Raw genomic sequence first — 23,423 nt, 5'->3', positions numbered from 1 at the left:
ATGAAAAGATATTAAAAACCACATTAACTTAATAAGTTAATGTGGTTTTTTGCTTTTATTTATTTAACTCTATCGCTTTATTAATCGTTAAGCTGCTTTCTATACTCATTTTATTTTTTGTTATTTCTTTTAATAAAGCTTTTCCATCTTGTTGATTGAAGTTGATCTTTCTTGAATTAATAGACTCATGTGCAAAAGCTAATTGATTTAGTATTGCTCTTAAACGTGAAGGTGAATGGTGAGTTTTTGGAACACCTTGCATTAACATTGAATACTGATAAAGGTATTGGTTCGCCTTCGCGTATTCTTGTTTAGTGATAGCTTGTAAAAAATCATGACGCAATGTTCTTTTTTCTAATTGCGTTACCTTTGAATATATAATAAATAATGTACGTTTATAGTGATATAAAACAAATAGTACAATAGAGATAAAAATAACTAATGTTGAAATAAATAATGAGTGTTTTAGTTGTTCTTTAGATAGGCTAAAGGCATTGTTATTTGGTTTATTTACATCATTTTTGTTTCTACCTACAGACCAAAAGCTTTCAGGGATTATTATTTCTTCAAGTTTGTTGTTGCTCGTATTCCACCAGTAAATTATTTGTTGAGGTATTTTATAATCGCCTGCTTGTTCAAATATATAAGTAATTGTTTCTATACGTGTACCAAGTAATTCGCCACGATTGGCTTTATCAAATACCTGTGCTGGTTTTTGGTAAATACTGATGCCAGTCAGCTCTTGTGTTGCGAGTGGCGGTATCATCATAGCAGGAGTGTTTGTTGCATTAATGGTAATGGTTTGTGTAATGGCTTCTCCAATTTCGTAACTGTGCTCTTTATCTAAAGAACCTTCTATAGTTAGACTCACTTTGGTCGATACAAGAAAGCTTTCTAAGCTTACCAGAGCTTCTGGTAATGAAATTGTAAAAGGCTGCTCAGTCGTGGCGATAATGCCCTCAACCACACCATTATTTTCAGTGTTAACAGAAATTAGTACATCGATGCTAGGTAAAATGTATTCTCCGCTTCGAGTCGGGTATAAGGTTATCTCACGGGTTTGGCTTGACCAAGTACGTCCGTTAATTTTTTTTGTGCTATTTATCGTTATTTCACTATTCGCTAATATTACGGTATCGGTAAGTTCAAATGTTTTAAGTTGTGTTCCTTTGTTAAACCACCGATTGGTGGAAACTTCAACAGTAAAAATTAACGGTTGACCAACAATTTGTTGTTTCTGATTCTGTATCTGGGTTTCAATGGTAAGTTGATTACTATTGATTAGATTTTCGATAGTGAGCGCTTGTGTTGTAAAAGGTAAACTCCCGAAAATAGTTAAGGTGAGTAACAGAAAAAATTTTTGATGTGTTTTTACTTCCACTTGAGAGAAAAATTGGCGCAGTAGGAAAGTAATGAAATAACGATTATTCATTTACTTTCTCCTTGCTGGATTTTGTTTGTTCAAATTGAAAATAAAATTTTTGTGATAAAAAGCTTGCTGGATCTTTTTGAACTTGTCTTAGCCACATTTTATTTAAGTTTTCATCTAATAATAATTCATCTGAACTAAGTTGCTCAAATTCGGGTGCTCTTGCTTCTTTTTTCTCTGCTCCATCGCCAGTTTGTGGCTCATCGCCGAGCTCTTTTATTGACTCACCTTGCTCAGACTTTTGCGATTCTGACAATAGGTTAACTTCATCAATTATTGCTTGGATAATTTTTATGTTGGTTTGGGCTGCTAGATAGTTCGGGTACTTATTAATAATCTTTTGGTATAAATTTCGCGCTTTAATATACTCTCTGCCATGCGCTAGGGCATTAGCTTGGGCGAGCAAACTTTGTTTATCGTTAAACTGGCTATAAAGCGTGGCAGCGCTTTGATAATCTTCATTGCCATAAGCGCTAAATGCTTGCCAATGGCTATTCGTAAAAGTTCTACTGGCTTGATTATAGCGGGCACTGTTAAAAAGTAGCTGACCTTGTTGATTTTTTGTTAGCCATAAATCAATAAAGGCGTTGGGGCTTAAGGCAATAAGCAATATCGAGCTAGCAACAATGAGTGACCATAGCGCTTTTTTATGCTGATTTAGTAAAGCCTTAGTGACTTTTATCTTATCGGCCATTTTATTAACTACCATTGCAGCGCCCATCCTTTTCTAAACCAAAATAGAAACATGAAGGCAACAACAAAAGTGAATGGATAACCTGAATCAAGCCACGGCCTATTTTTATCATCGACTATGACCAAGTTATTCTCAATATAACGGTGAACTTGTTGTATATCTTGAGTGTCAATACTCATAAATACTAAGCGACCATTGCTATCGTTTGTCAATGTTTGCAATTGTTCTACTTGCATGGGGATAATGTTACTACCATCACTTAACTGTGCAGCGGACTTTCCAATAGCCCAAACAACAAGTTGGTTATTATGTAAGGCACCTCCATTGGTAAATGACTGGCTAAATGCTTCACTGCTTTCTTGCGTGGCACTATCAGTGATTAACAATATAGTACTGGGTACCGTAGCTGACGCTATTAATTTTTGGCTAATTGGCAAAATACTTTGTGGTAGCTTGCCACTTACCGGCATTAGTGTTGATGATAATGAATCAAGAAAATGGCGAATCATTTCTCTGTCGTTGGTTATTGGCATTACTACATGGGCTGAGCCTGAAAAAGCCACTAGCGCAGTTTTAGCGTCCCCGCGTTTATCGAGCAATTGTAATATTTTTTGTTTAGCCCTTAGTAACCTGTTGGGCTGAATATCACTTTGTTCCATCGTTGCAGAAACATCTAAAGCGATGATTAGTATTGCTTCATCTTCACTAAAAGGTGAGGGCTGTTGTTGCCATGTTGGTCCCATTAATATTAAACAAAGTGGTAATAAAATAATTAATGATAATTTTTGTGGTGATAACCAATGACTGGTATTACCCTTTACCGTTAGGGTGTTAAGCATTGTTGGTGACATAACATGCCGCCACATAATTAAGGTATCATCACGTTTGCCAAAAAAGCGTAAGACAATAAATAATGCCACGAAAGCAAGTAGCCAATAAGGACGTAAAAAATGAAAATATTGCAATTGATTAAAGTTGAAAAAGTCAGCTAAGATCATTATTTATTCACCTCTGCTGATGTTGTGCTATTTGGATTGCCTGTTGATGTGTTAGTAAAAACTTTTGTGTTATTAATGTTTTTATTAGCAATATCATTGTTATTAAGGTTATTTCTTGCGAAGTAAAAACGTAGATTAACCAGAGATAATGAAATCAGATAGATTAAAACTATTAATATCATCGGGTAGTGATGGATACTTGTACGTGGTCGAAAATATACTGCATCGAATAACTCTGGCTCCATGATATTTATTTCATTATAAACCTGCTGTAACTGTGCATTACTCAGTGCTTGAAAACTTGCCCCTTTGGTCAGTTCACTTATTTTTTCTAATACGGCTAAATCAACTTTTTCTTCTCCTGCTGCGGCTGGATCGCCAATAGCAATAGTATAAATTTTAATGTTATAAGCGTTAGCAACTTTAGCTGCTTCAACGGGCGGCACACGTGAAGCGGTATCATTACCATCGGTTAAGACTATTAATACCCTATTTTTAGTTTGGGACTGCTCAAATACACTGATAGCGAGGCCGATGGCATCACCAAAAGCAGTACTAGGGCCAGCCATGCCTATTTCACTTTCATTAAGTAAGGCCAACCAAGTTTTGATATCGCCAGTAAAAGGTGCCTGTAAATAAGGAGCATCGCCAAATAGAATTAGTCCTAATCTGTCATGTTCTCGTCCTTGGGCAAAATTGCTTAATACTTGTTTTACCGCACTGAGTCGATTAACCGTGCTGCCATCCCTAAGGGTAAAATCTTCAACTGACATAGAACCAGACAAATCAACTGCTATCATTAAATCGCGAGCAGATTTAGATTGCGTAATGGGTGCGCCAATATGCTCAGGTTTCGCTATAGCCGTGACTATGAAGCACCAAGCCATAATGGTGAATAAACGCTGTAAGTTGTTTCTATTAAGTAATACTGCGCCACTTTGCGGTTTTTCGCCTGTAACATCAACTAAACGGGTAAAGTAGGGGACTTTGATTGAGGATTTTTTTTGTTTATAAACAGGTGCAAACCATACAACTAATAGCGGTAGAGGCAATAGCCAAAAAAATTCAATATAAGCAAATTCTATGGTGCTAAAGTCAATAGCCATACTAATCATCTAGCCTCCTATGATATTTTACCCATAAAGTTACTTGTGTAATTAATATTTGGTTTTGCTTTTTAGTTAATGTGTTTGCATTTATTGGTTTAAAAGCCAGTTGATGTAAAAGGGTAGGACAGCTACTAACAAAGCTAGTTTTTTGGCATTGTTGATCTAGCCAATGTTCCCAACAACTCCCTGTGAGTTGACTAACCTCACTGCGTTTAAATGCACTCAAAGCTGTTTTTCTTAATAGTGCAGGGAGTTGTTTATAAAGGTTAATATCATCTGTTTTTTGGCAATGAGCTAACCAGCTTAACGCTTCACGACGATAAGCATTAGACTGATAAATTTTATAAATTTTATAGATTTTATAGCCTTTATAACTAATGAAAAATAAGATGAAAACTGCGAGTATTTTCCAGCCAATAGTTTGTGGAAACCAGCTAATAAACTCAGGAGTTTGTGTTTCAACTATTTTTTCTAATAGGTAATTGCCCCAAGGTTTGTCAAAATGAGCCTGAACAGAGGCCACTGTGATTTGTGCCATCATTGAAAAGTTCATATTAACGTGCCCCAAAAGCTTTACGCACTTGGCTATCAACAGGCGTTAAGGTATCAATTGATAATAACGGAATGCGATATTTTTTGGCCGTATCGTCATACACTTTAAGTTGACGGGCAATTTCAGTTTGATACTTTTGCTGCGTATTTTTATCTAAGGATGAAAACTGAATCTGCTTATTACCATCGCTAACCACCATTTGTGTCATTTTCGGCAAATCTAATTCAAGTGGGTCGAAAACATGACAAGCAATGATTTCACTATGTTGACGAATTTTTTTTATATGATCCGTGCTTTGATCATTCCAACCATGACCATCACCAATTAATATCACTAAAGCATTATGACCAGAAATCATCCGTAGCTTTTCGAGCATTTTATTGAATGATTTACCGTCTTCATTGTTATTATTACTACTTGAGAAGTAACTTTTTGATAAATTTAATTGATGATTTTTTTTGATGATCTCAGCTAATAAAGTCACCACATGATTACGCCCACGCTTAGCGGGTACAACTTTGACTTCATCATCATTATAAATAATTGCACCGACTCTATCGCCGGTTTCTACCACTCGCCATGCCATGAGTGCGGCAAGCTCAGCAGCAATTACAGATTTCATTTTATGGCTGCTACCAAAAAACATACTCATGCGTTGATCTATGGCGAGATAAACATTACGTTCTTTTTCTTCGGTATATACTTTTACATGGGGCTTGCCGGTGCGCTGGGTTACTTTCCAGTCCATGGCGCGTATATCATCACCTGGGCAGTAATGGCGTAATTCTTCAAAATTAAGACCGCGCCCACGTAATTTAGAGACATGTTTACCTGACAGCAAACTATTAGCGGGTTGATTAGGCATAAAAGAAAAACCACGGGTTTTAAACTGCAAACGCCTTAGCTCGTTTAAATCAGCATAGATCAAACTATCACCTAAATTTTTATTTGATTGAGTATCATTTATTTTGGTCATGCGCTTAGCCCTAAGCAACTACTACCTGTTTTAATATTTCATCGATTACTTGATCTGCAGTAATACCGTCAGCCATAGCGTCATAACTTAGTATTAAACGGTGGCGTAAAACACTATGTACTATTGAGCGAACATCATCAGGGTCGCAAAAATCTTTATCATTGAGCCATGCTTGTGCTCGGGCACACTTATCAAGGGAAATACTGGCGCGTGGACTTGAGCCAACACTGAGCCATGTTCGTAAAGGTGAATCAGGGTAACGCTCAGGATTTCGGGTAGCCATTACAATGGCGACAATATAGTCAACCATGGCATCGCTCATATGAACTTTATGTATTTCATCACGGGCGGTAAAAATATGTTCGGGATCTATTTTTTCTACTGTTAATACCGATTTTTCTTCACTGCGTACTAAGTTGATGATTTTTGCTTCGGCTTCATCATCAGGGTAATCAACAGTTACCTTCATAATAAACCTATCCATTTGTGCTTCAGGTAAAGGATAAGTGCCTTCTTGCTCAATGGGGTTTTGTGTTGCCAATACCATAAATAATTCTGGTAATTTATAGGTTTTACCCGCTACGGTAATTTGTCTTTCTTCCATGGCTTCAAGTAGTGCAGCTTGCACTTTTGCTGGCGAGCGGTTAATTTCATCGGCTAATAAAATGTTATTAAAGATAGGTCCTTGTTGAAAGGTCAACGTTGGCTTGCCATTAACTTCTTGATAAACCTCAGTACCTGTAACATCAGAAGGTAATAAATCGGGGGTAAATTGTACTCGTCCAAGATCTATATTTAGTGATGTAGCCAAACTTTTAACTGAACGTGTTTTGGCGGTGCCGGGCAGTCCCTCAAGTAAAACATTACCATTGGTCAACAGTGCCACCAATAAAGCATCCACAACATGTGCTTGGCCAATAACAGACTGTTGAATTTGATGCTTTAACTGTTGTAGTGCTAGTAAACTTTGGCTCATGATATTTTCCTTTTAACTATTCCTTTGTTATACCCAAGGTTTTTTGAACATGGTGGGCTGCTGCATATTTGACAGTACATGGAGTATTTAGTACATTTTTCTACTTCTATTTCCTGCCATCGTTAAGTTGTATGTTTAACTGTTCTATTACATTCGCCGGCGCTACTTTAGCTAACTTATTCAAACACTGTTTGGCTTGAAATGTTTTATGGCGTATTTGCATTTCACATAATGCGTACAAATGCTGTGGATTTTGACTCAATTTATACGCTTGTGTTAATGCCTTATATGCCTTTGATTTATTTTGCTGCTCCAAACTAAGTCCTAATACATAAAAATAATGACTATTTTGTGGTGCTAATTGTGTTGCTTGATGTAAATAATTTGCTGCTGTTGGCTTATCCTTAGCTCTAATAAAAGCCATGGCTAGCTCAAAGGGTAGCTGCGGATTCTCTGGGTTAGCATCAACCCCTTGCTTTAATATAGCTATAGCTTGCTGATTTTGCTTTAACTGACGGTGTACTTGGCTTAAATTTATATAAGCGGGAGCAAAATAAGGTTCAATAATGATGCCTTGCTTGAAGGATTGTATCGCTTGTTTAAACTTACCTTGATAGCTATAAATTATGCCTTTATTGGTATGAGCAAAGCTGCGATCGTTATTAAAATCTTGGCTAGTTATGTATTCATTTAATGCAGGTGTTAATTGTTTTTGCTGAGCTTGATTTAATTGTTGCCAAAGGCTAGCTAAAGCAAATGCGGAAGAGGTGCGCACTGTTAATACTTTATCAGTTAATAAAGGTGATAATAAACGCCACTTTTGTGCTTGTATTTCTTGGGCTCCTCGGCCTTGTAAAGCAATTACTGCGCCCAACCGGATAAGCTCATTGTCATTCTTTAAACCCCTTGCTATCGCTATTATTGTATTGGTGTTAGAAGTGTCAGCCATTTTGGTTAGCGCAGAGGCGCGAATAATAGGTGCATAACTAAGGGTTTGCGCAATACGTGATAACTCTGAAGCGACACTTTGCCATTGTTTGTTTGAAAGTGATATCGTTGTTGCTGAAAAAACGGCAGCATAGTCTTTTTGCTGTTTTTTAGCTATTCGTTGCTCGGTATTAGGGAACCAAGCATTGACGTTACTTAAAGACCAATTACTGTCTTTATCTTCATGACAACTTAAACAAGTATCAGGCGTACCAAGTTGTAATGCTAAATCTGGACGGGGAATATGAAAGCCGTGATCACGTCTTGCATCTATCTTCATATAAGTGGTTTGTGGCATATGACAATTCACACAATGCGCCCCATTAGAACTTTCGGGGTGTTTATGATGATTATTTGAGGCGTAGTTGTCGGCTTGATGGCATTGTAAGCAAAGCGTATCTATGGGAAATTTTAATTTAGCTGTATGAGGGTTATGGCAATCACTACAAACTACACCTTTTTGGTACATTTTTGATTGTAAAAAGGAGCCATATACAAAGTTTTCGTTATAGACTTGGCCATCAGCATAATAGTTTTCACTGGTGATTAAATCGAGTAGATAGCGCTCACCAAAAGCATTGTTTTCTTTATTGGCAGTGATGTGAGCATTATTGCTAATTTGAGTACGGCGACTATGGCACTGAGCACATGTTAATACTTGTTGAGTATTTTTGATTCTAGCGGGTGTCAGTGTTGTTTTCCCTTTCTCACTCTGCCAATGCTTTACCGAAGTTGATAAGTCGCGATTAAAACCGAAATTATTGATTTTTTTATCTTTAGTCCAACTGATATGTTCACTTGCAGCACCATGACAGCTTTCACAAGCAACATTTATTTCACTAAAACTCGTTTGGTAACTGTTGCTATCAATATCAAAATTCTTTTTTACGTTGGTTGAATGACAATCAGCGCACATGTAATTCCAATTTTGACCAGTATTGGTCCAGAAGAAATCTTGATGATTTTTAGTAAATTCAGGATATAAGTTAAACCAACGCTGACCACCATCTGTTTTTGCACGTGAATCCCAAGCAAAAGGAATAAGTTGAACGCGACCATCGTTAAATTCAACCATATATTGCTGTAGTGGTTTATAGCCAAAGGTATATTTAATTTGATAGTCGTGAAACAGGCCATCATCATCTTGAATATTAACCCAAAATTGTTCACCCTTTTTAAAGAAAGTATTTGGCTTTATTGTTCGTTTATCTTTAAAAATAAAAGTGGCGTTATTAAAGTCACCTAAAACACTATCGCTATCGGCATGCTTCATAGACATGTCATGATGTGATCCCTGCCAATCTTTGTAAGCTTTTTCATGACAACCGATACAGGCTTTAGAGCCAACAAATTCTATAGCATTATTGCTAAAAGGGAGTAACAATAAGCTGAAAATAAAAAATTGAGTTTTAATATTGTTTACCTAAATGAAATTATTTTTTTTAGAAATGAAGTTAATACCTAGTGATAATACCAATATAAAAAGCCCGAAACAAAAGTGTTCGGGCTTTTAAATGTATTAACTTTTAAAGTGTCAGTTATTTACCTTCAGATTTATTCAAAAAAGTATCATAAACCGCTTCAACTGACCAAGAACCCGTTGGTTGGCTTGGTGGATATTGCTCAAATGTTGAAAGGAATTTAGCTGTTTCAGATAAGCCTAAGTAGATATATGGTGCTTTATCTATCATCCAGTCGTAGTAAGAGTTAGAGTTTTCTTCTGCTTTGCTCCAAGGGTCACGACGTAAATTATTGACTTTAGGCATTCTTAACATTTGGAATGGTTCTGTCCATAAAGCCATAGTTTTCCCGCGGTTTTCAGCATAAGTCATTTTCCAATCACCAACACGAATACCAACAGGGAAGCCTTCATCGTTTAGGTAATGGTAAATATTACGAGCACCTTTATCAGACTTTCCGGTTAAATGAGGTAACATGTTAAAACCATCGAGATGAATTTTACCCTTTTTATCACCAAAACGACGATCGCCTTTAAGCATATCTTGTTTAAGTGAATTATCACCAGCGGCAGCTGCTAAGGTTGGCATCCAATCTAAATGGGCCATTATCTCATTAGAAACAGTGCCTGCTTTAATTTTTCCAGGCCAGCGCACCATCATAGGAACACGGTATGCGCCTTCTTTTTCACTATTTTTTTCACCAGCGAATGGCGTTATACCAGCATCAGGCCATGTATTGAAGTGTACGCCATTATCCGTTGAGTACATTACGATGGTGTTGTCAGCAATTTTAAGCTTATCCAATTGATCTAACATCATTCCTACATGATTATCATGTGCAACCATTACATCATTATAAAATCCTTGACCAGATAGACCTACATGCTTGGGATTAATATGCGTTCTAAAATGCATTCCTGCAGTATTTACCCAAACAAAAAATGGTTTTTTAGCTTTAACTGCTTTTGCAACAAACTTTTGTGCAGCAGCAACAAATTCATCATCTGCAGTTTCCATGCGTTTACGTGTTAATGGTCCGGTATCATTAATTTTACCATCAGAAAATGAGTGAATAACACCTCGAGGTCCAAATTTTTTCTTGAATGCAGGATCCTTAGGGTAATCTGGATCTTCCGGTTCTTCTTCAGCATTTAAATGGTATAAATTACCAAAGAACTCATCAAAACCATGATTAGTTGGTAAGTGTTCATCACGATCACCTAAATGGTTTTTACCGAATTGACCTGTTACATAACCTTTAGCCTTTAGCATCTCGGCAATGGTGATATCTCTATCTTGAATACCTTCTGCAGCGCCAGGTAAGCCAACTTTTGTCATACCTGTACGTAAGCCAGATTGGCCTGTTAAGAATGTAGAACGACCCGCAGTACAACTTTGATCGCCGTAATAGTCTGTGAACATCATGCCTTCTTTGGCAATACTGTCTATATTTGGTGTTTGATAGCCCATAATTCCGTGGCTGTAGGCACTGATATTGGTTCGACCGATATCATCACCCCAGAAAAATAAAATATTTGGTTTTTCAGCCGCTTGGGCAGCTGATGTTGCGATTAGGCTTGCACCCATCATCAACATCTTTAACTTATTTTTCATCATTATGTTCATCCTTTAATTACCAAAAAAATTTTAATTATTACGCTCTAAAATAATAATCTGCATAATTAACTACGCAGATTGCGCTATTAATAGTACGACGTTTTATTGTAAATGCAATGATTTAACAGTAAATTATACGTAGTATTTAGTTATTTGGTTCACATACTTATAAGGAAATTGTTAATGAAATTGTTAATGAAATCGTTAATAAATACATATTTATTAAAATTAGCGTTGTATGTGCTGTCTATAGCAACTGCTGCAAGTGGTTTTATCTATAGCTCAGGAGTGATTGCAAAACTTGTTAATCCTAAATTAGTTTTACAAATAACCGTCGACCAATTACGCGGGGATATGCCAGCCGCCTTTTTAGATAAAATGCCTAAGGGAGGCTTTAAATATTTACTCAATGACGGTGTTGTTTATAAAGATGCCCATCATAACCATGCCAATACTGAAACCATTGTCGGCCACTCAACCATAGCCACTGGTGCCTTACCGGCTGTACATGGCATGATAGGTAATGTTTGGTACGATGATAAGTTGCAGCGCCTTGTTTATAATGTTGAAGATAGTCGATACCCATTATTATCTGCCAATGCTGATGTAAATCAAAAAACAGAAATTGACCCAACACAGCGTACCGCTAAATCTTCGGGTCGTTCGCCAAGTAATATTCAGGTATCTACTTTCAGTGATGAAATGATGATTGCCTCTAATGGGAAAGCTAAGGTCTTTGGCGTGTCAGTAAAAGACCGTGGTGCAATTTCTATGGCAGGGCATATGGGTAAGGCTTTTTGGTTTTCAAAAAAGTCGGGTGAGTTTGTTACTAGCGAATATTATTATGATAAATATCCTGAATGGGTATTAGCTTGGAATGCTGAAAAACCCACTGAAAAATATCATCAACAAACTTGGCAATTAAGCCAACCTAAGTCTAGTTACGTATTTGGAAAACAAGATGATCAAGCTTGGGAAACTAAACTTCCTGGTTTTGGCCGTACTTTTCCACATCAGTATGGTGATATGACTAATGATTATTTTAATACCTTTTTAACCCTCAGCCCCGCAGGGGATGAATTGACGCTAAACTTTGCTAAAGCGGTGGTAAATAATGAGCACTTAGGAAAAGATAATATTACCGATTACCTATCGGTAAGTTTTTCATCAACTGATTATGTTGGCCATATTTTTGGCCCATCAAGTTTAGAAGCAGAAGATAATATGCTGCGTTTAGATCGCACTATTGCCGATTTACTGAAATTTATTGATAAAAAAGTAGGCTTAGAAAACACCTTGATTGTGCTATCTGCCGATCATGGTGCAGCAGAAGTACCCGCTTATTTATCATCATTAGGCATGAAAAAAAATGTGGTTGCCCCCAAAGAATGGGATAAAGCGCCAAGTATGAAAGTGCTTAAGAAACAGTTTGGCTTTGATACCGCGCTAATTAAAAGCTATTTTCACCCGTATATTTATCTTGATAGGGACTTAATCGCTAGACGTAAGTTATCACTTGAGCAAGTACAAAAAGTAGTTGCTGCTGAGGTTTCTAAATTTGATGGTGTTGCCCTTGCAGTAACGAGTACTGATATAGAGTCGGGAAATACATCACAAGATTATTTACATACGTTGGTTGCCAATAATCACAGTGAAAATCGCTCAGGAGATATTTACATTGTTCTTGAGGCCCATCGGTTTGTTGCTGATATGGAAGGGTTAAGTGTCGCTTCAACTCATGGTTCTCCTTGGGGGTATGATACCTTCGTGCCTCTTGTTTTTGCCGGTTTTAATATTGATGACGACATTATTTATCAACGGGTAAGTACTACTGATATAGCGGTGACCTTATCAGCAATTTTAGGAATAAAAGCACCATCAGGAGCGCAAGGTAAAGTTTTAATCGAAGTTATTAATCAGCTTAATGATTAATCGATAATAGTTGTTATCGTATAACAATAAGAAAGGTGTTTTTATTATGTTTAAGTCAATTTAGGATCTAATGTTTATTATTCGTATATTTTTTGCTAGTTTTTTAGTTTTCCTTTCATTGCCTAGCCAAGCTAATGATATTGACCCCGTTCATTACGCCTATTCTAATTACTTAGGTAGTGGCATTTATCACACAACAGGACAAGATGCAACGTTAATTAATTTACCTTTTTCTTTAGTGTTGGGAAAAGAAGGTGCAACGACCTATAGCTTAAGGTTACCAGTTTCACTTGGTTTCTTTGATTTTAATTTTGAAAATATACCGGATTTAGACTTTCCAGACAGTGTTGGTACATTATCGCTTACACCAGGTATTCAATTAAATTATCAGTACACAGAAAATTTAGTTATTGAAAGTTACCTTGACCTTGGGTATGCGCGAAATTTAACGACAAATAGAAATGTTTTAGTCCACTCTGGCGGTATTTCTAGTCTTTATTCTTTTACTGTTAATGAATTTGATTCTATTTGGGCTAGTCGTATTTATTATGCTGGATATGATGGGCTTAACTATGACGCAGCTGATTTATATGCTGCTATACAACTCGGTGTAGATATAGGGTTACCTGTTAAATATCAACTGTTTGGATATACGTATCAACCAAGAATATTTGCTACAGCATTTTGGTATTTCACCGAAGTTGATTTTGATGTATTAATAAATTCTACGCAAAGCACACCAGAGCAAAGTAAAGTCAGTTTATCAAATAGCGTTGAATTTGGTGTAACGATGAAGTTTGATAAAACTATTGGTTATTCATGGGCAGGATTTGACACAATAGGGCTTAGCTATCGCTTTAGTGAAAATATAAATGTTGTCCGAATATTGTTTAGTTTTCCAATATAGCAAATACATATACCCGCTCCACTTGAAGATGCTCGTTTCAGGAAGTCTGAGCGATTCATAATCAAGGCGCATTTTTTTATTAAGGGTTATTCAGGAGCACATTATCCTGAATAACCATTCTCTTCAATCAATGCCTTGCCTAAAGAGGTTGCTAATTCCAGCTGAATCATGCATCTTCAAGTGGAACGGGTATTAAGTAGCGACAAACATTAACTTGTCGCTTACCATTTTGTTTTAAATTTTAGGAATTCGGATCTTATGTTCTTCACTTTGACGATAAATGACTAACGTTTTACCTATCACTTGTATTTTAGTTGATTTAGTTTCACGGCAAATTGCTTCAACAATTAACCCTTTAGTTTCTTTATCATCAGTTGGGATTTTTACCTTAATCAATTCATGGTGATTAAGTGCGTAATCTATTTCGGCTACAACAGCTTCAGTTAAGCCATTATTACCTAATAAAACAATAGGTTTTAGTGGGTGGGCAACACCTTTTAAGTATTGAATTTGCTTTTTATTTAAGTTCATTAATAAATTTCGATAGTTGTTAACTTGAATTAACGCTATTTTACCCTTATCTAACAGCTAATATCTATAAATAGTAGAAAATAAACATGGTAAAGAAAAAACATACCAATAGTTCACAGCGTTGGCTTGATGAACACTTTGAAGATGAATATGTTAAAAAAGCTAAAAAGCTTGGCTTACGTTCACGTGCTATCTTTAAAATTGAAGAAATAAATAATAAAGATAAACTTATTAAGCAGGGCATGAAGGTCGTTGATTTAGGCGCCGCTCCTGGGGGATGGTCTGAATATGCTGTTAAGGTTGTTGGTGATAAAGGGCAGGTGATTGCCTGTGATATTTTACCTATGGATGCTATTGCTGGTGTTGACTTTTTAGAGGGCGACTTTCGTGAAGAGGTAGTTCTTGATGCCTTGCTTCAGCGTATTAATGGAAAAAACATTGATGTTGTTATGTCTGATATGGCGGCAAATATGACAGGTAATGAAAGTGCTGATTCAGCGCGTAGTATGTATTTAGTGGAATTAGCCTTGGATATGTGTCATCAGGTATTGAAACCTAATGGTGCTTTTGTTGTCAAAGTATTTCAAGGGGCGGGCTTTGAAGATTATATGAAAGCGCTTCGCACTGTATTTAAAAATGTTAAAACTCGTAAACCAGAGTCATCTCGAGCTCGTTCTCGTGAAGTTTATTTAGTGGCTACTAATTTTAAATAACTGTTTGTTACTTGAAACTAACGGATATTATGTTACTAGTTGTAAATGGTGACTAAAGTTAAATGGCTACTACCCTTGAATTATAGTAAATTAGACACAATAAAGTTATACAGTATTGTTTTAATAAATTTATCAACCCCAAAGAGGTCATGAAGTTGAGTGATATGGCAAAAAATATTATTTTATGGTTAGTTATAGCCGTTGTGTTAATGTCTGTTTTTCAGAGCTTTTCACCTAATACAGTCACTGAAAATGAGACGGATTACACACGATTTATCACCGATGTTCGTCAAGGACAGATTCGTGATGCTAATGTTGATAGGAATGGTGTAATTACTGGTGAAAAACGTAGTGGCGAAAGCTATAAAACCGTTATCCCTGGTGGCTATGATCGTGACTTAATTAATGATTTAGTGAAACAAGGTGTGCGTGCACAAGGTAAACTTCCTGAAGAAACCAGCTTTTTAACCACAATTTTTGTTTCGTGGTTCCCTATGATCTTACTCATTGGCGTATGGATTTTCTTTATGCGTCAAATGCAAGGTGGCGGCGGTAAAGGTGCTATGTCTTTTGGTAAATCTAAGGCGCGTCAATTAAGTGAAGACCAAATAAAAACAACCTTTGCTGATGTTGCGGGTTGTGATGAAGCCAAAGAAGATGTCGCTGAATTAGTTGATTACTTAAGAGAGCCAACAAAATTCCAAAAATTAGGTGGTCGTATTCCTTCAGGTATTTTATTGGTGGGTCAGCCGGGTACAGGTAAAACGTTATTAGCAAAAGCGATTGCTGGTGAAGCAAAAGTACCGTTTTTTACTATTTCAGGTTCAGACTTTGTTGAAATGTTTGTTGGTGTTGGTGCTTCGCGTGTTCGAGATATGTTCGAGCAAGCAAAAAAAGCAGCTCCTTGTATTATATTCATCGATGAGATTGATGCCGTAGGTCGCCAACGTGGTGCAGGCATGGGTGGTGGTCACGATGAACGCGAGCAAACGTTGAACCAAATGCTAGTTGAAATGGATGGTTTTGAAGGTAATGAAGGCGTTATTGTTATTGCTGCGACTAACCGTCCAGATGTATTAGACCCTGCATTATTACGTCCAGGTCGTTTTGATCGCCAAGTAACTGTCGGGTTACCTGATATTCGTGGTCGTGAGCAAATATTAAAAGTGCATATGCGTAAAGTTCCTTTAGGGGATGATGTAAAAGCGTCTGTTATTGCTCGTGGTACACCAGGCTTTTCAGGTGCCGATTTAGCTAACTTAGTGAATGAAGCTGCATTATGCTCTGCCCGTACATCACGTCGTGTTGTTAGTATGCATGAATTTGATACCGCTAAAGATAAAATCATGATGGGTTCTGAACGTAAATCAATGGTGATGTCAGAGTCTGAAAAAGAAATGACTGCATACCATGAAGCAGGTCATGCACTTATTGGCCGATTAGTGCCAGATCATGATCCAGTATATAAAGTAAGTATTATTCCACGTGGTCGTGCGTTGGGTGTAACTATGTACTTACCAGAACAAGATAGATTCAGCCATTCTAAGCAACATTTAGAAAGTAACATTTCTTCTTTGTATGGTGGTCGTATCGCCGAAGAAGTTATTTACGGTAGTGATAAAGTATCAACAGGCGCGTCAAATGATATTGAACGCGCTACTAATATTGCCCGTAAAATGGTTACTCAATGGGGGCTTTCTGAGAAATTAGGTCCTATGCTTTTTGCTGAAGAAGAAGGTGAAGTATTCTTAGGGCGTACGTCTTCTAAGTCGCTACACATGTCAGACGAGACAGCGAAATTAATTGATGCAGAAATAAAAGCTGTTGTTAATCGCAACTACGACCGAGCAGAAACATTAATCAAAGATAACTTAGATATTTTACATGCGATGAAAGATGCGCTAATGAAATATGAAACTATTGATGCGTTGCAAATTGATGACTTGATGGCGAGAACTGAGGTTCGTAAACCTGCTGGTTGGGATGACAATAGCTCAGATTCAAACAGCAATTCAAACAGCAATTCAAGTGATAGTGGTGATACTGCGGCTAAAAAAGAAGATATAGTGAAAGAAAAGCCAAGCCCTGATTTATCTGAGCCAAGCAGTGATACACCTGCTAAGTAGTTAATATTTATTATTTTCAATAGATTATGAAAATAATAAAGAAATAAAAACCTCGATGTTTAATAGAAACATCGAGGTTTTATTTTATAAAACCGGTTATAAAATTAGTTATAAAAATAAATCATGATGTCAAAAACTACGCAAGCAAACTTCAGTGCCTCAATAAAAAATCAATTGGATACTGTCCAAGTAATGGGAATATTGAATGTTACACCTGACTCTTTTTCTGATGGTGGGCAATTTACTCACTTTGATAGTGCATTAAAACAAGTAGAGCAAATGATTGAACAGGGTGTTGATATTATCGACATCGGAGGGGAGTCTACACGTCCTGGTGCCGTTGATGTAAGGGTGCAAGATGAAATTGTTCGTGTCATTCCATTACTTAAAGCAATAAAATCACGCTTTGATATCAATGTGTCTATTGATACTTCAAAAGCTGAAGTCATGTCTGAAGCCATTATCTATGGTGCTGATATGATTAATGACGTTCGCGCATTGCAAAATGAAGGTTGCCTTGAGGTTGTTGCGCAAAGCAACATTGCTGTTTGCCTTATGCATATGCAAGGCATGCCACGGTCAATGCAAGAAAACCCACAATATAAGGATATTATTGATGATATACTTGAGTTCTTTAAACAGCGCATTAACTGCTGTGAACGAAGTGGCATTAATAAAGAGCGATTAGTGTTGGATCCCGGTTTTGGTTTTGGTAAAACAGTCGCACACAATTATGAAGTGCTTGCTAAGTTTACTGAGTTTAAGGCACTTGGCTTACCGCTGTTAGCAGGAATTTCCCGTAAATCAATGATCGGCAACTTATTGAATAGAGATGTGAATGAACGCTTAGCGGGTAGTTTGGCCGCAGCAATAGTTGCCATTCAACAGGGGGCTAATATTATACGTGTTCATGATGTACAAGAAAGTGTGGATGCAATAAAAATTTTAAAAGCGGTTGCTAAATATCAAATATGACCGCTTACTAATGTAATATACCCGTTCCACTTGAAGGTGCTCGTTTCAGGAAGCCTGAGCGATTCATAATCAAGGCGCATTTTTTTATTAAGGGTTATTCAGGAGAATATGCTCCTGCATTCTCTAATAAGCTACTTCCATGTAGCGTCCTTAAAAAGAAATGTAACGCAGAATATGATTTGCTCAGCCTTCCCCAAAGGGCTGGTTTAGAAGCGTTTTATGCTGCGTTATTGATTTTGAGAAGGGAGTAACCATTCTCTTCAATCAATGCCTTGCCTAAAAGCGTTTCTAATTCCAGCTGAATCATGCATCTTCAAGTAGAACGGGTATACATTAGTACAGTATAAAAATGTTAAAGCTAAACGCTTTAAGCAAAGATTAAAGGAAGAATAAAAATGTCTAATCGTAAATATTTTGGTACTGACGGTATACGTGGTTTAGTAGGTCAATACCCAGTTACTCCTGAGTTTGTTATGAAGTTAGGCTATGCAGCCGGTAAAGTATTGGCGGCACAAGGCACAAAAAAAGTGTTAATTGGTAAAGATACGCGTATTTCTGGTTATATGTTTGAATCCGCACTTGAAGCTGGCTTTTCTGCTGCAGGTATTGATATCGGTTTGCTTGGGCCAATGCCTACCCCAGCCATTGCCTATTTAACTAAAACATTTCGTGCTGAAGCCGGTATTGTTATCAGTGCTTCTCATAACCCTTTTTATGATAACGGCATCAAATTTTTCTCACAAGATGGTCAGAAATTACCTGATGATGTGGAAATTGCCATTGAAGCTGAATTAGATAAACCGATGGGTTGTGTAGAGTCAGGGGGTTTAGGTAAAGCAAATCGTATTGAAGATGCGGCAGGTCGATATATCGAATTTTGTAAGAGTAATTTCCCAAGCCAGTTATCTTTGCAAAACTTAACCATTGTTGTTGATTGTGCCCATGGTGCAACCTACCATATTGCACCGAATGTTTTTCGTGAATTAGGCGCTACTGTTATTGAAGTTGGCACATCGCCTAATGGTACTAATATAAATGACGGTTGTGGCGCAACATCAATGGAGCAAATACAAGCTGCAGTGATAGAACACAAAGCTGATTTAGGAGTCGCGCTTGATGGTGATGGTGATCGCTTAATGATGGTTGATCACACTGGCTATGTGATCGATGGCGATGAAGCGGTTTATATTATCGCGTGTAATGATTTAAAATCAGGTAACTTGCAAGGGGGGGTTGTTGGTACCTTGATGAGTAATATGGGCCTTGAATTAGCGTTAGGGCAGCTTGATATACCTTTTGCTCGTAGTAATGTTGGTGATAGGTATGTAATGCAAATGCTTAGAGAAAAAGGTTGGAAATTAGGCGCTGAAAATTCTGGTCATATTATCAATTTAAATCATACCTCTACAGGGGATGGTATTATCGCTGCACTTAACGTACTAACAGCTGTTTGTCAGCGTAAGGTATCGTTATTTGAATTACGACAAGGCATGACCATGTTGCCACAAATACTTGTTAATGTACGCTTCTCTGGCGGTGGTGACCCTATTAATGCGTCAAGTGTTCAAGCTTGTGTTGATAAGGCTAGTGCTCAATTATCTGGTCGTGGTCGGGTATTATTGCGTAAATCAGGTACAGAGCCGTTAATACGTGTAATGGTAGAAGGTCCTGAACTTGATGAAGTAACTAGCTTAGCACATGAAATTGCTGACTCAGTGAAGTTAGCGAGTTAACCAGTTTTACTGTTTTAATTTTTTGTGTTGTAAAAAACAGCAGTTGAGCACGATATTAGCAGAAAGTTGATTGATTTTAACTTATCACTTGTAACTTAATCCTATGTTGGTTAATATCTCGCGGCTTTATTTTACAATGCGTTGAAGAGTAGCAAGGGGAATAAAAATGGCTAGACGTGCAATCGTTGCAGCTAATTGGAAAATGAATGGCGGTTTAGCTTTAATAAACACCATAATTGATGGTTTAACGTCGGTTGAACTTCAAGAAAATGTTGATGTTGTTATTTGCCCGAGCTTTCCTTTTTTATCTGAATTGATTTCTCAGGCGAAAGTAAATAAATTAGATAAAGTAATCCATGTTGGCGCTCAAAATATAAGTGCTCATGAAAGCGGTGCTTATACGGGTGAAGTTTCCACACAAATGTTGCAGGAATTATCGGTAGAGTTTGCTATCATAGGTCACTCTGAACGTAGAAGTTACTACAAAGAAACGTCTACGCAAATTGCGCATAAAGTGAATGCAGCACTAAAAGCAGGTATAACACCTATTTTATGTATTGGTGAGAGCGAAGCAGAGCGTGTTGCAGAACAAACAGAAACAGTATTAGCATCGCAATTACAACCAGTAATTGATGAAGTAGGTATTGAAAAATTTATTGATGTTGTTATCGCTTATGAGCCTGTTTGGGCAATAGGTACTGGTAAAACAGCATCAAGCGAGATGGCACAAGAAACACATAAATTTATTCGCCAGTTTTTAGCTAAAGTTAATGCAAATGTGGCGGATAAAGTGCCTTTGTTATACGGTGGCAGCGTGAATGCGTCAAACTGTGAAGAATTATTCGCACAACCTGATATAGACGGTGGTCTTATTGGTGGTGCTAGTTTACAAGTTGAACAATTTAAAGTGATTTGCTCAACAGCTAAAGGAAAGTAAAAATGTTTTATCAAGTTTTAATTATTGCCTATGTACTTATTGCCTTAACGTTAATTGGTTTAGTGCTAATTCAACAGGGTAAAGGGGCTGATATGGGAGCATCTTTTGGTGCAGGCTCTTCAGCTACTGTTTTTGGTTCTGGTGGCTCAGGTAACTTCTTAACTAAAGCGACTACTTGGTTAGCGGTTGCCTTTTTTGTTATTAGCTTAGTTTTAGGTAATTTAACGGCTAACAGAACTAAAGCAGTTGATGAATGGAATAATCTAAGTGCTCCTGTGAGTGAACAAACAATTGCTACTGATGCTATTCCAGGTGAAAGTGCGGAGTCTACTATCAGTGGAAATAGTGATGTACCAGCTTCTGATGCACCTGTTACTAAAAATAATGATAGTGATGTACCCAAGTAATTTAAGTTAGCTGATAAACCTCAATATTAGCAAGATAACTTACAACATTAGACCGTTTATATTTAATAGTGCGCGGACGTGGCGGAATTGGTAGACGCGTTAGCTTGAGGGGCTAATGACTTAGGTCGTGGGGGTTCAAGTCCCCCTGTCCGCACCATTAAATAGAACTAACAAGACCAATAAAGACCGAAATGACCTTTAGAAATAAGGGATTTCGGTTTTTTTATGTCCGAAGTAGTCCTTAGAAGATGGTGATATCTTAGGTTTTAGTAGTACGGTCAGTAGTACAGGTTTCCTTTGAATGAATCAAGTACTACTCAAATGACTATAATTGAAAAAGGCTAAAATAGCAGAAGCTACTTCTACTAGTTTGTGGCGTAGTTTGGAAAGCCACGTTTTTTCTTCGTTAGGACGTAGGCTTAAATAGGTTAATTTAAGAGAGATGCAAACACTGATTCTTAATGACATTTAAATAAAAAACAATATACTGCCATGTGTTTTGTTCATGATTAGAGTATTGCTAATATGTTTATAGGAAATAGTACAAAGGTAATTACCCCTTGCATAGGTCAGTGTGATCTAGATGAAAGTGATATTTGTATGGGGTGTTATAGGTCTTCATCAGAGATTACGGGTTGGCTAGACAAATCGGAAGACGAAAAAATAGATATAGTCATTAGATGTAAAAAAAAGATAGCGTTGCATTCACAATAAAGTTTAGAATGTTTTTAATGTTGGTAAATCAACCATATAGAAAGCTAACAAATGAGAAAGTAACAGTTAGCTGTTTTCATCCATCAACATTTTAGTCAACAATAGTTTGTCCATTATTAGGGTGATATGTTTTAAATGGGTATATACCCGTAATCATTCAAAGTGCGTGATTTCAGTGGGAATTAAAAGCCATTTAAGCAAGGCATTAAATTTATAGAATGGTTGTTCCATTCTTTAATTTAATAACGTAGCATAAATTACTTTTAAACCCATCGAAGAAGGGCTTGAGCAATATCACTTCATCGTTGCTGTGATTTATAAGGGAGTAACCATTATTACATCACAGCGCCTTGAATTGAAATCGCTCAAGCACTCTGAAACCTGCATCTTGAATGGTAACGGGTATATATGAACAATAAGTCTTTTTTAAAAACAAGCTTACTTACAGGCTTGGCGTTAATTGCATTCGCTGCAAATTCTGTACTATGTCGTTTAGCGTTAGGTAATGAAGCGATTGACGCATCAAGTTTTACGGAAATTCGACTATTATCAGGAGCTATTGCTCTTTTTATCATCTTAAGCATTAAGGGGAGCATCAAAGGGAGTAACAAAGGAGCATCATCTAAAGGCAGTTGGACTGCTAGTTTTACGTTGTTTCTTTATGCAATAACATTTTCATATGCTTACCTTTCTGTCGATACAGGTACAGGCGCACTTATTCTATTTGGCTCTGTTCAGATTACAATGATAATGCTATCACTCATTTCTGGTACGCGATTACACCTTATTGAATGGTCAGGGGTTTTCCTCGCTTTCACTGGGCTTATTTATCTCATTCTTCCAAATATAACTACGCCATCAATTAATGGTTTTATATTAATGACAGTCTCTGGAATATCCTGGGGCATTTATACCTTAAAAGGGCGAGGCTCTAAAAATCCGCTTATGGATACAACTTATAACTTTTTAAGAACAATCCCTTTTGTCACATTATTAGCTTTATTTACCATGCAAAATATGAGTTATTCATTCGAAGGAATAGTATTAGCGATAATATCAGGAGCTATAACATCAGGCGTAGGTTATACCATATGGTATGTCGCCCTTGGCGATTTAACTTCAACACAAGCTGCTGTTATCCAATTGTCTGTTCCTGTGATTGCAGCTATAGGCGGTGTTATATTTGTGTCTGAGCTAATCACAATTCGTCTCGTTATTTCAGCCATCATAGTGCTTAGTGGAATATTAATGGTGGTTTTAGGTAAATATTACTTTACTCAAAAAAGTGCTAAATAAAGACATGCATACCATTAACAGTGCATTAGAAATGAGTAACCACCTGTGTTCAAAACACTGCCAGATTACTTACTGGACTTCCCATAGCTTCAAATTGCTGTTTTCAGCCATAGTGTAAATTAGGGCAAACACCTAAAGGCTGGATGGTATCACGATCTGAGAAACTTTAAGTTATGATAAATATGAAGCTTCTTCTTTGAATTATATTTCTATTTATAAACGCAGCCGGCGTTTTTCAAGGCAGTTGTCGCCTAAATTGTTAAGCAGCTTCTTTGTGCTGCTCTGGATTTAACTCCACAGCGCCTATTGGCTGCCAGTTTCTCTCTTTTTTTGACCATCGCTCAGGATGTTCA

The 23,423-nt window shown here is 37.1% G+C and carries 20 protein-coding genes and 1 tRNA gene; 11 read left to right on the top strand and 10 right to left on the bottom strand.

Annotation, left to right across the window (positions count from 1 at the left end; translation table 11 throughout):
• Positions 1-55: 55 nt before the first annotated feature.
• From DWA31_RS14830 to DWA31_RS14790, 9 genes are all read right to left on the bottom strand, one after another.
• Positions 56-1,432: a BatD family protein gene (locus tag DWA31_RS14830; RefSeq protein WP_114327351.1), complete on the bottom strand. Its 1,377-nt coding sequence runs from the start codon at positions 1,430-1,432 to the stop codon at positions 56-58.
• Positions 1,425-2,138, bottom strand: a complete 714-nt coding sequence (locus tag DWA31_RS14825) for a tetratricopeptide repeat protein (RefSeq protein WP_210725610.1) — start codon at positions 2,136-2,138, stop codon at positions 1,425-1,427. The genes DWA31_RS14830 and DWA31_RS14825 overlap by 8 nt, the downstream gene beginning before the upstream one ends.
• A complete protein-coding gene (locus DWA31_RS14820) occupies positions 2,132-3,121 on the bottom strand; it encodes a VWA domain-containing protein (RefSeq protein WP_114327350.1) in 990 nt (329 codons plus the stop codon). Before DWA31_RS14820 ends, DWA31_RS14825 begins: the two co-directional genes overlap by 7 nt.
• Positions 3,121-4,236: a vWA domain-containing protein gene (locus DWA31_RS14815; protein ID WP_114327349.1), complete on the bottom strand. Its 1,116-nt coding sequence runs from the start codon at positions 4,234-4,236 to the stop codon at positions 3,121-3,123. The genes DWA31_RS14820 and DWA31_RS14815 overlap by 1 nt, the downstream gene beginning before the upstream one ends.
• On the bottom strand, positions 4,229-4,783 hold the full coding sequence (locus tag DWA31_RS14810) for a DUF4381 domain-containing protein (RefSeq protein ID WP_114327348.1): 555 nt from the start codon (positions 4,781-4,783) through the stop codon (positions 4,229-4,231). Before DWA31_RS14810 ends, DWA31_RS14815 begins: the two co-directional genes overlap by 8 nt.
• 1 nt (position 4,784) lies before the next feature.
• Positions 4,785-5,759, bottom strand: coding sequence for a DUF58 domain-containing protein (locus tag DWA31_RS14805; RefSeq protein ID WP_114327347.1), 975 nt, complete (start codon positions 5,757-5,759; stop codon positions 4,785-4,787).
• Positions 5,760-5,769: 10 nt separating this feature from the next.
• A complete protein-coding gene (locus tag DWA31_RS14800) occupies positions 5,770-6,735 on the bottom strand; it encodes an AAA family ATPase (protein WP_114327346.1) in 966 nt (321 codons plus the stop codon).
• A 106-nt stretch (positions 6,736-6,841) separates the two neighbouring features.
• Positions 6,842-9,001, bottom strand: coding sequence for a tetratricopeptide repeat protein (locus tag DWA31_RS14795; protein WP_245942642.1), 2,160 nt, complete (start codon positions 8,999-9,001; stop codon positions 6,842-6,844).
• Between the two features lie 259 nt (positions 9,002-9,260).
• Complete coding sequence (locus DWA31_RS14790) at positions 9,261-10,799, bottom strand: arylsulfatase (RefSeq protein ID WP_114327344.1); 1,539 nt, start codon at positions 10,797-10,799, stop codon at positions 9,261-9,263.
• A gap of 183 nt (positions 10,800-10,982) precedes the next feature.
• Here DWA31_RS14790 and DWA31_RS14785 point away from each other — a divergent pair, with 183 nt between their 5' ends.
• Both DWA31_RS14785 and DWA31_RS14780 read left to right on the top strand, forming a co-directional pair.
• The gene (locus DWA31_RS14785) at positions 10,983-12,731 is read left to right on the top strand and encodes an alkaline phosphatase family protein (RefSeq protein WP_245942636.1); all 1,749 of its coding nucleotides are present in this window, start codon (positions 10,983-10,985) and stop codon (positions 12,729-12,731) included.
• 70 nt (positions 12,732-12,801) lie between these two features.
• Entirely contained in the window at positions 12,802-13,638 is an 837-nt protein-coding gene (locus DWA31_RS14780; RefSeq protein WP_245942635.1) for a hypothetical protein, read from the top strand.
• Positions 13,639-13,872: 234 nt separating this feature from the next.
• On the opposite strand, the gene yhbY is transcribed toward DWA31_RS14780, so the two are convergent.
• Positions 13,873-14,169, bottom strand: a complete 297-nt coding sequence (yhbY, locus tag DWA31_RS14775) for a ribosome assembly RNA-binding protein YhbY (RefSeq protein WP_114327343.1) — start codon at positions 14,167-14,169, stop codon at positions 13,873-13,875.
• An 86-nt stretch (positions 14,170-14,255) separates the two neighbouring features.
• Between yhbY and rlmE the strand changes: the two genes are divergently transcribed.
• The 9 genes from rlmE (at position 14,256) to DWA31_RS14725 (ending at position 23,070) form a co-directional block, all read left to right on the top strand.
• A complete protein-coding gene (gene rlmE, locus DWA31_RS14770) occupies positions 14,256-14,882 on the top strand; it encodes a 23S rRNA (uridine(2552)-2'-O)-methyltransferase RlmE (protein WP_114327342.1) in 627 nt (208 codons plus the stop codon).
• Between the two features lie 155 nt (positions 14,883-15,037).
• Positions 15,038-17,008, top strand: coding sequence for an ATP-dependent zinc metalloprotease FtsH (gene ftsH / locus DWA31_RS14765; protein WP_114327391.1), 1,971 nt, complete (start codon positions 15,038-15,040; stop codon positions 17,006-17,008).
• A 126-nt stretch (positions 17,009-17,134) separates the two neighbouring features.
• Positions 17,135-17,983: a dihydropteroate synthase gene (gene folP, locus DWA31_RS14760; RefSeq protein ID WP_114327390.1), complete on the top strand. Its 849-nt coding sequence runs from the start codon at positions 17,135-17,137 to the stop codon at positions 17,981-17,983.
• Positions 17,984-18,378: 395 nt separating this feature from the next.
• On the top strand, positions 18,379-19,716 hold the full coding sequence (glmM, locus tag DWA31_RS14750) for a phosphoglucosamine mutase (protein WP_114327341.1): 1,338 nt from the start codon (positions 18,379-18,381) through the stop codon (positions 19,714-19,716).
• A gap of 166 nt (positions 19,717-19,882) precedes the next feature.
• Complete coding sequence (gene tpiA / locus DWA31_RS14745) at positions 19,883-20,653, top strand: triose-phosphate isomerase (RefSeq protein ID WP_114327340.1); 771 nt, start codon at positions 19,883-19,885, stop codon at positions 20,651-20,653.
• Between the two features lie 2 nt (positions 20,654-20,655).
• Entirely contained in the window at positions 20,656-21,060 is a 405-nt protein-coding gene (gene secG / locus DWA31_RS14740) for a preprotein translocase subunit SecG (RefSeq protein ID WP_114327339.1), read from the top strand.
• 72 nt (positions 21,061-21,132) lie between these two features.
• Positions 21,133-21,217 (top strand) — tRNA-Leu (locus tag DWA31_RS14735).
• Between the two features lie 368 nt (positions 21,218-21,585).
• Complete coding sequence (locus DWA31_RS17745) at positions 21,586-21,774, top strand: DUF1289 domain-containing protein (RefSeq protein ID WP_114327338.1); 189 nt, start codon at positions 21,586-21,588, stop codon at positions 21,772-21,774.
• 408 nt (positions 21,775-22,182) lie between these two features.
• Positions 22,183-23,070, top strand: a complete 888-nt coding sequence (locus tag DWA31_RS14725; RefSeq protein WP_210725608.1) for a DMT family transporter — start codon at positions 22,183-22,185, stop codon at positions 23,068-23,070.
• Positions 23,071-23,423: the final 353 nt, after the last annotated feature.

Source organism: Candidatus Colwellia aromaticivorans, from assembly GCF_003333305.1.
GTDB lineage: Bacteria > Pseudomonadota > Gammaproteobacteria > Enterobacterales > Alteromonadaceae > Colwellia > Colwellia aromaticivorans.
The sequence above is the reverse complement of the archived record's forward strand: the minus strand, read 5'-3'. Positions and strand labels throughout refer to the sequence as shown.

Coding starts and splice junctions, on each gene's coding strand:
- DWA31_RS14830 (WP_114327351.1), bottom strand. CDS start 1,432: ATGAATAATCGTTATTTCATTACTTTCCTACTGCGCCAATTTTTCTCT.
- DWA31_RS14825 (WP_210725610.1), bottom strand. CDS start 2,138: ATGGTAGTTAATAAAATGGCCGATAAGATAAAAGTCACTAAGGCTTTA.
- DWA31_RS14820 (WP_114327350.1), bottom strand. CDS start 3,121: ATGATCTTAGCTGACTTTTTCAACTTTAATCAATTGCAATATTTTCAT.
- DWA31_RS14815 (WP_114327349.1), bottom strand. CDS start 4,236: ATGATTAGTATGGCTATTGACTTTAGCACCATAGAATTTGCTTATATT.
- DWA31_RS14810 (WP_114327348.1), bottom strand. CDS start 4,783: ATGAACTTTTCAATGATGGCACAAATCACAGTGGCCTCTGTTCAGGCT.
- DWA31_RS14805 (WP_114327347.1), bottom strand. CDS start 5,759: ATGACCAAAATAAATGATACTCAATCAAATAAAAATTTAGGTGATAGT.
- DWA31_RS14800 (WP_114327346.1), bottom strand. CDS start 6,735: ATGAGCCAAAGTTTACTAGCACTACAACAGTTAAAGCATCAAATTCAA.
- DWA31_RS14795 (WP_245942642.1), bottom strand. CDS start 9,001: ATGTCTATGAAGCATGCCGATAGCGATAGTGTTTTAGGTGACTTTAAT.
- DWA31_RS14790 (WP_114327344.1), bottom strand. CDS start 10,799: ATGATGAAAAATAAGTTAAAGATGTTGATGATGGGTGCAAGCCTAATC.
- DWA31_RS14785 (WP_245942636.1), top strand. CDS start 10,983: ATGAAATTGTTAATGAAATCGTTAATAAATACATATTTATTAAAATTA.
- DWA31_RS14780 (WP_245942635.1), top strand. CDS start 12,802: ATGTTTATTATTCGTATATTTTTTGCTAGTTTTTTAGTTTTCCTTTCA.
- yhbY (WP_114327343.1), bottom strand. CDS start 14,169: ATGAACTTAAATAAAAAGCAAATTCAATACTTAAAAGGTGTTGCCCAC.
- rlmE (WP_114327342.1), top strand. CDS start 14,256: ATGGTAAAGAAAAAACATACCAATAGTTCACAGCGTTGGCTTGATGAA.
- folP (WP_114327390.1), top strand. CDS start 17,135: ATGTCAAAAACTACGCAAGCAAACTTCAGTGCCTCAATAAAAAATCAA.
- glmM (WP_114327341.1), top strand. CDS start 18,379: ATGTCTAATCGTAAATATTTTGGTACTGACGGTATACGTGGTTTAGTA.
- tpiA (WP_114327340.1), top strand. CDS start 19,883: ATGGCTAGACGTGCAATCGTTGCAGCTAATTGGAAAATGAATGGCGGT.
- secG (WP_114327339.1), top strand. CDS start 20,656: ATGTTTTATCAAGTTTTAATTATTGCCTATGTACTTATTGCCTTAACG.
- DWA31_RS17745 (WP_114327338.1), top strand. CDS start 21,586: ATGTTTATAGGAAATAGTACAAAGGTAATTACCCCTTGCATAGGTCAG.
- DWA31_RS14725 (WP_210725608.1), top strand. CDS start 22,183: ATGAACAATAAGTCTTTTTTAAAAACAAGCTTACTTACAGGCTTGGCG.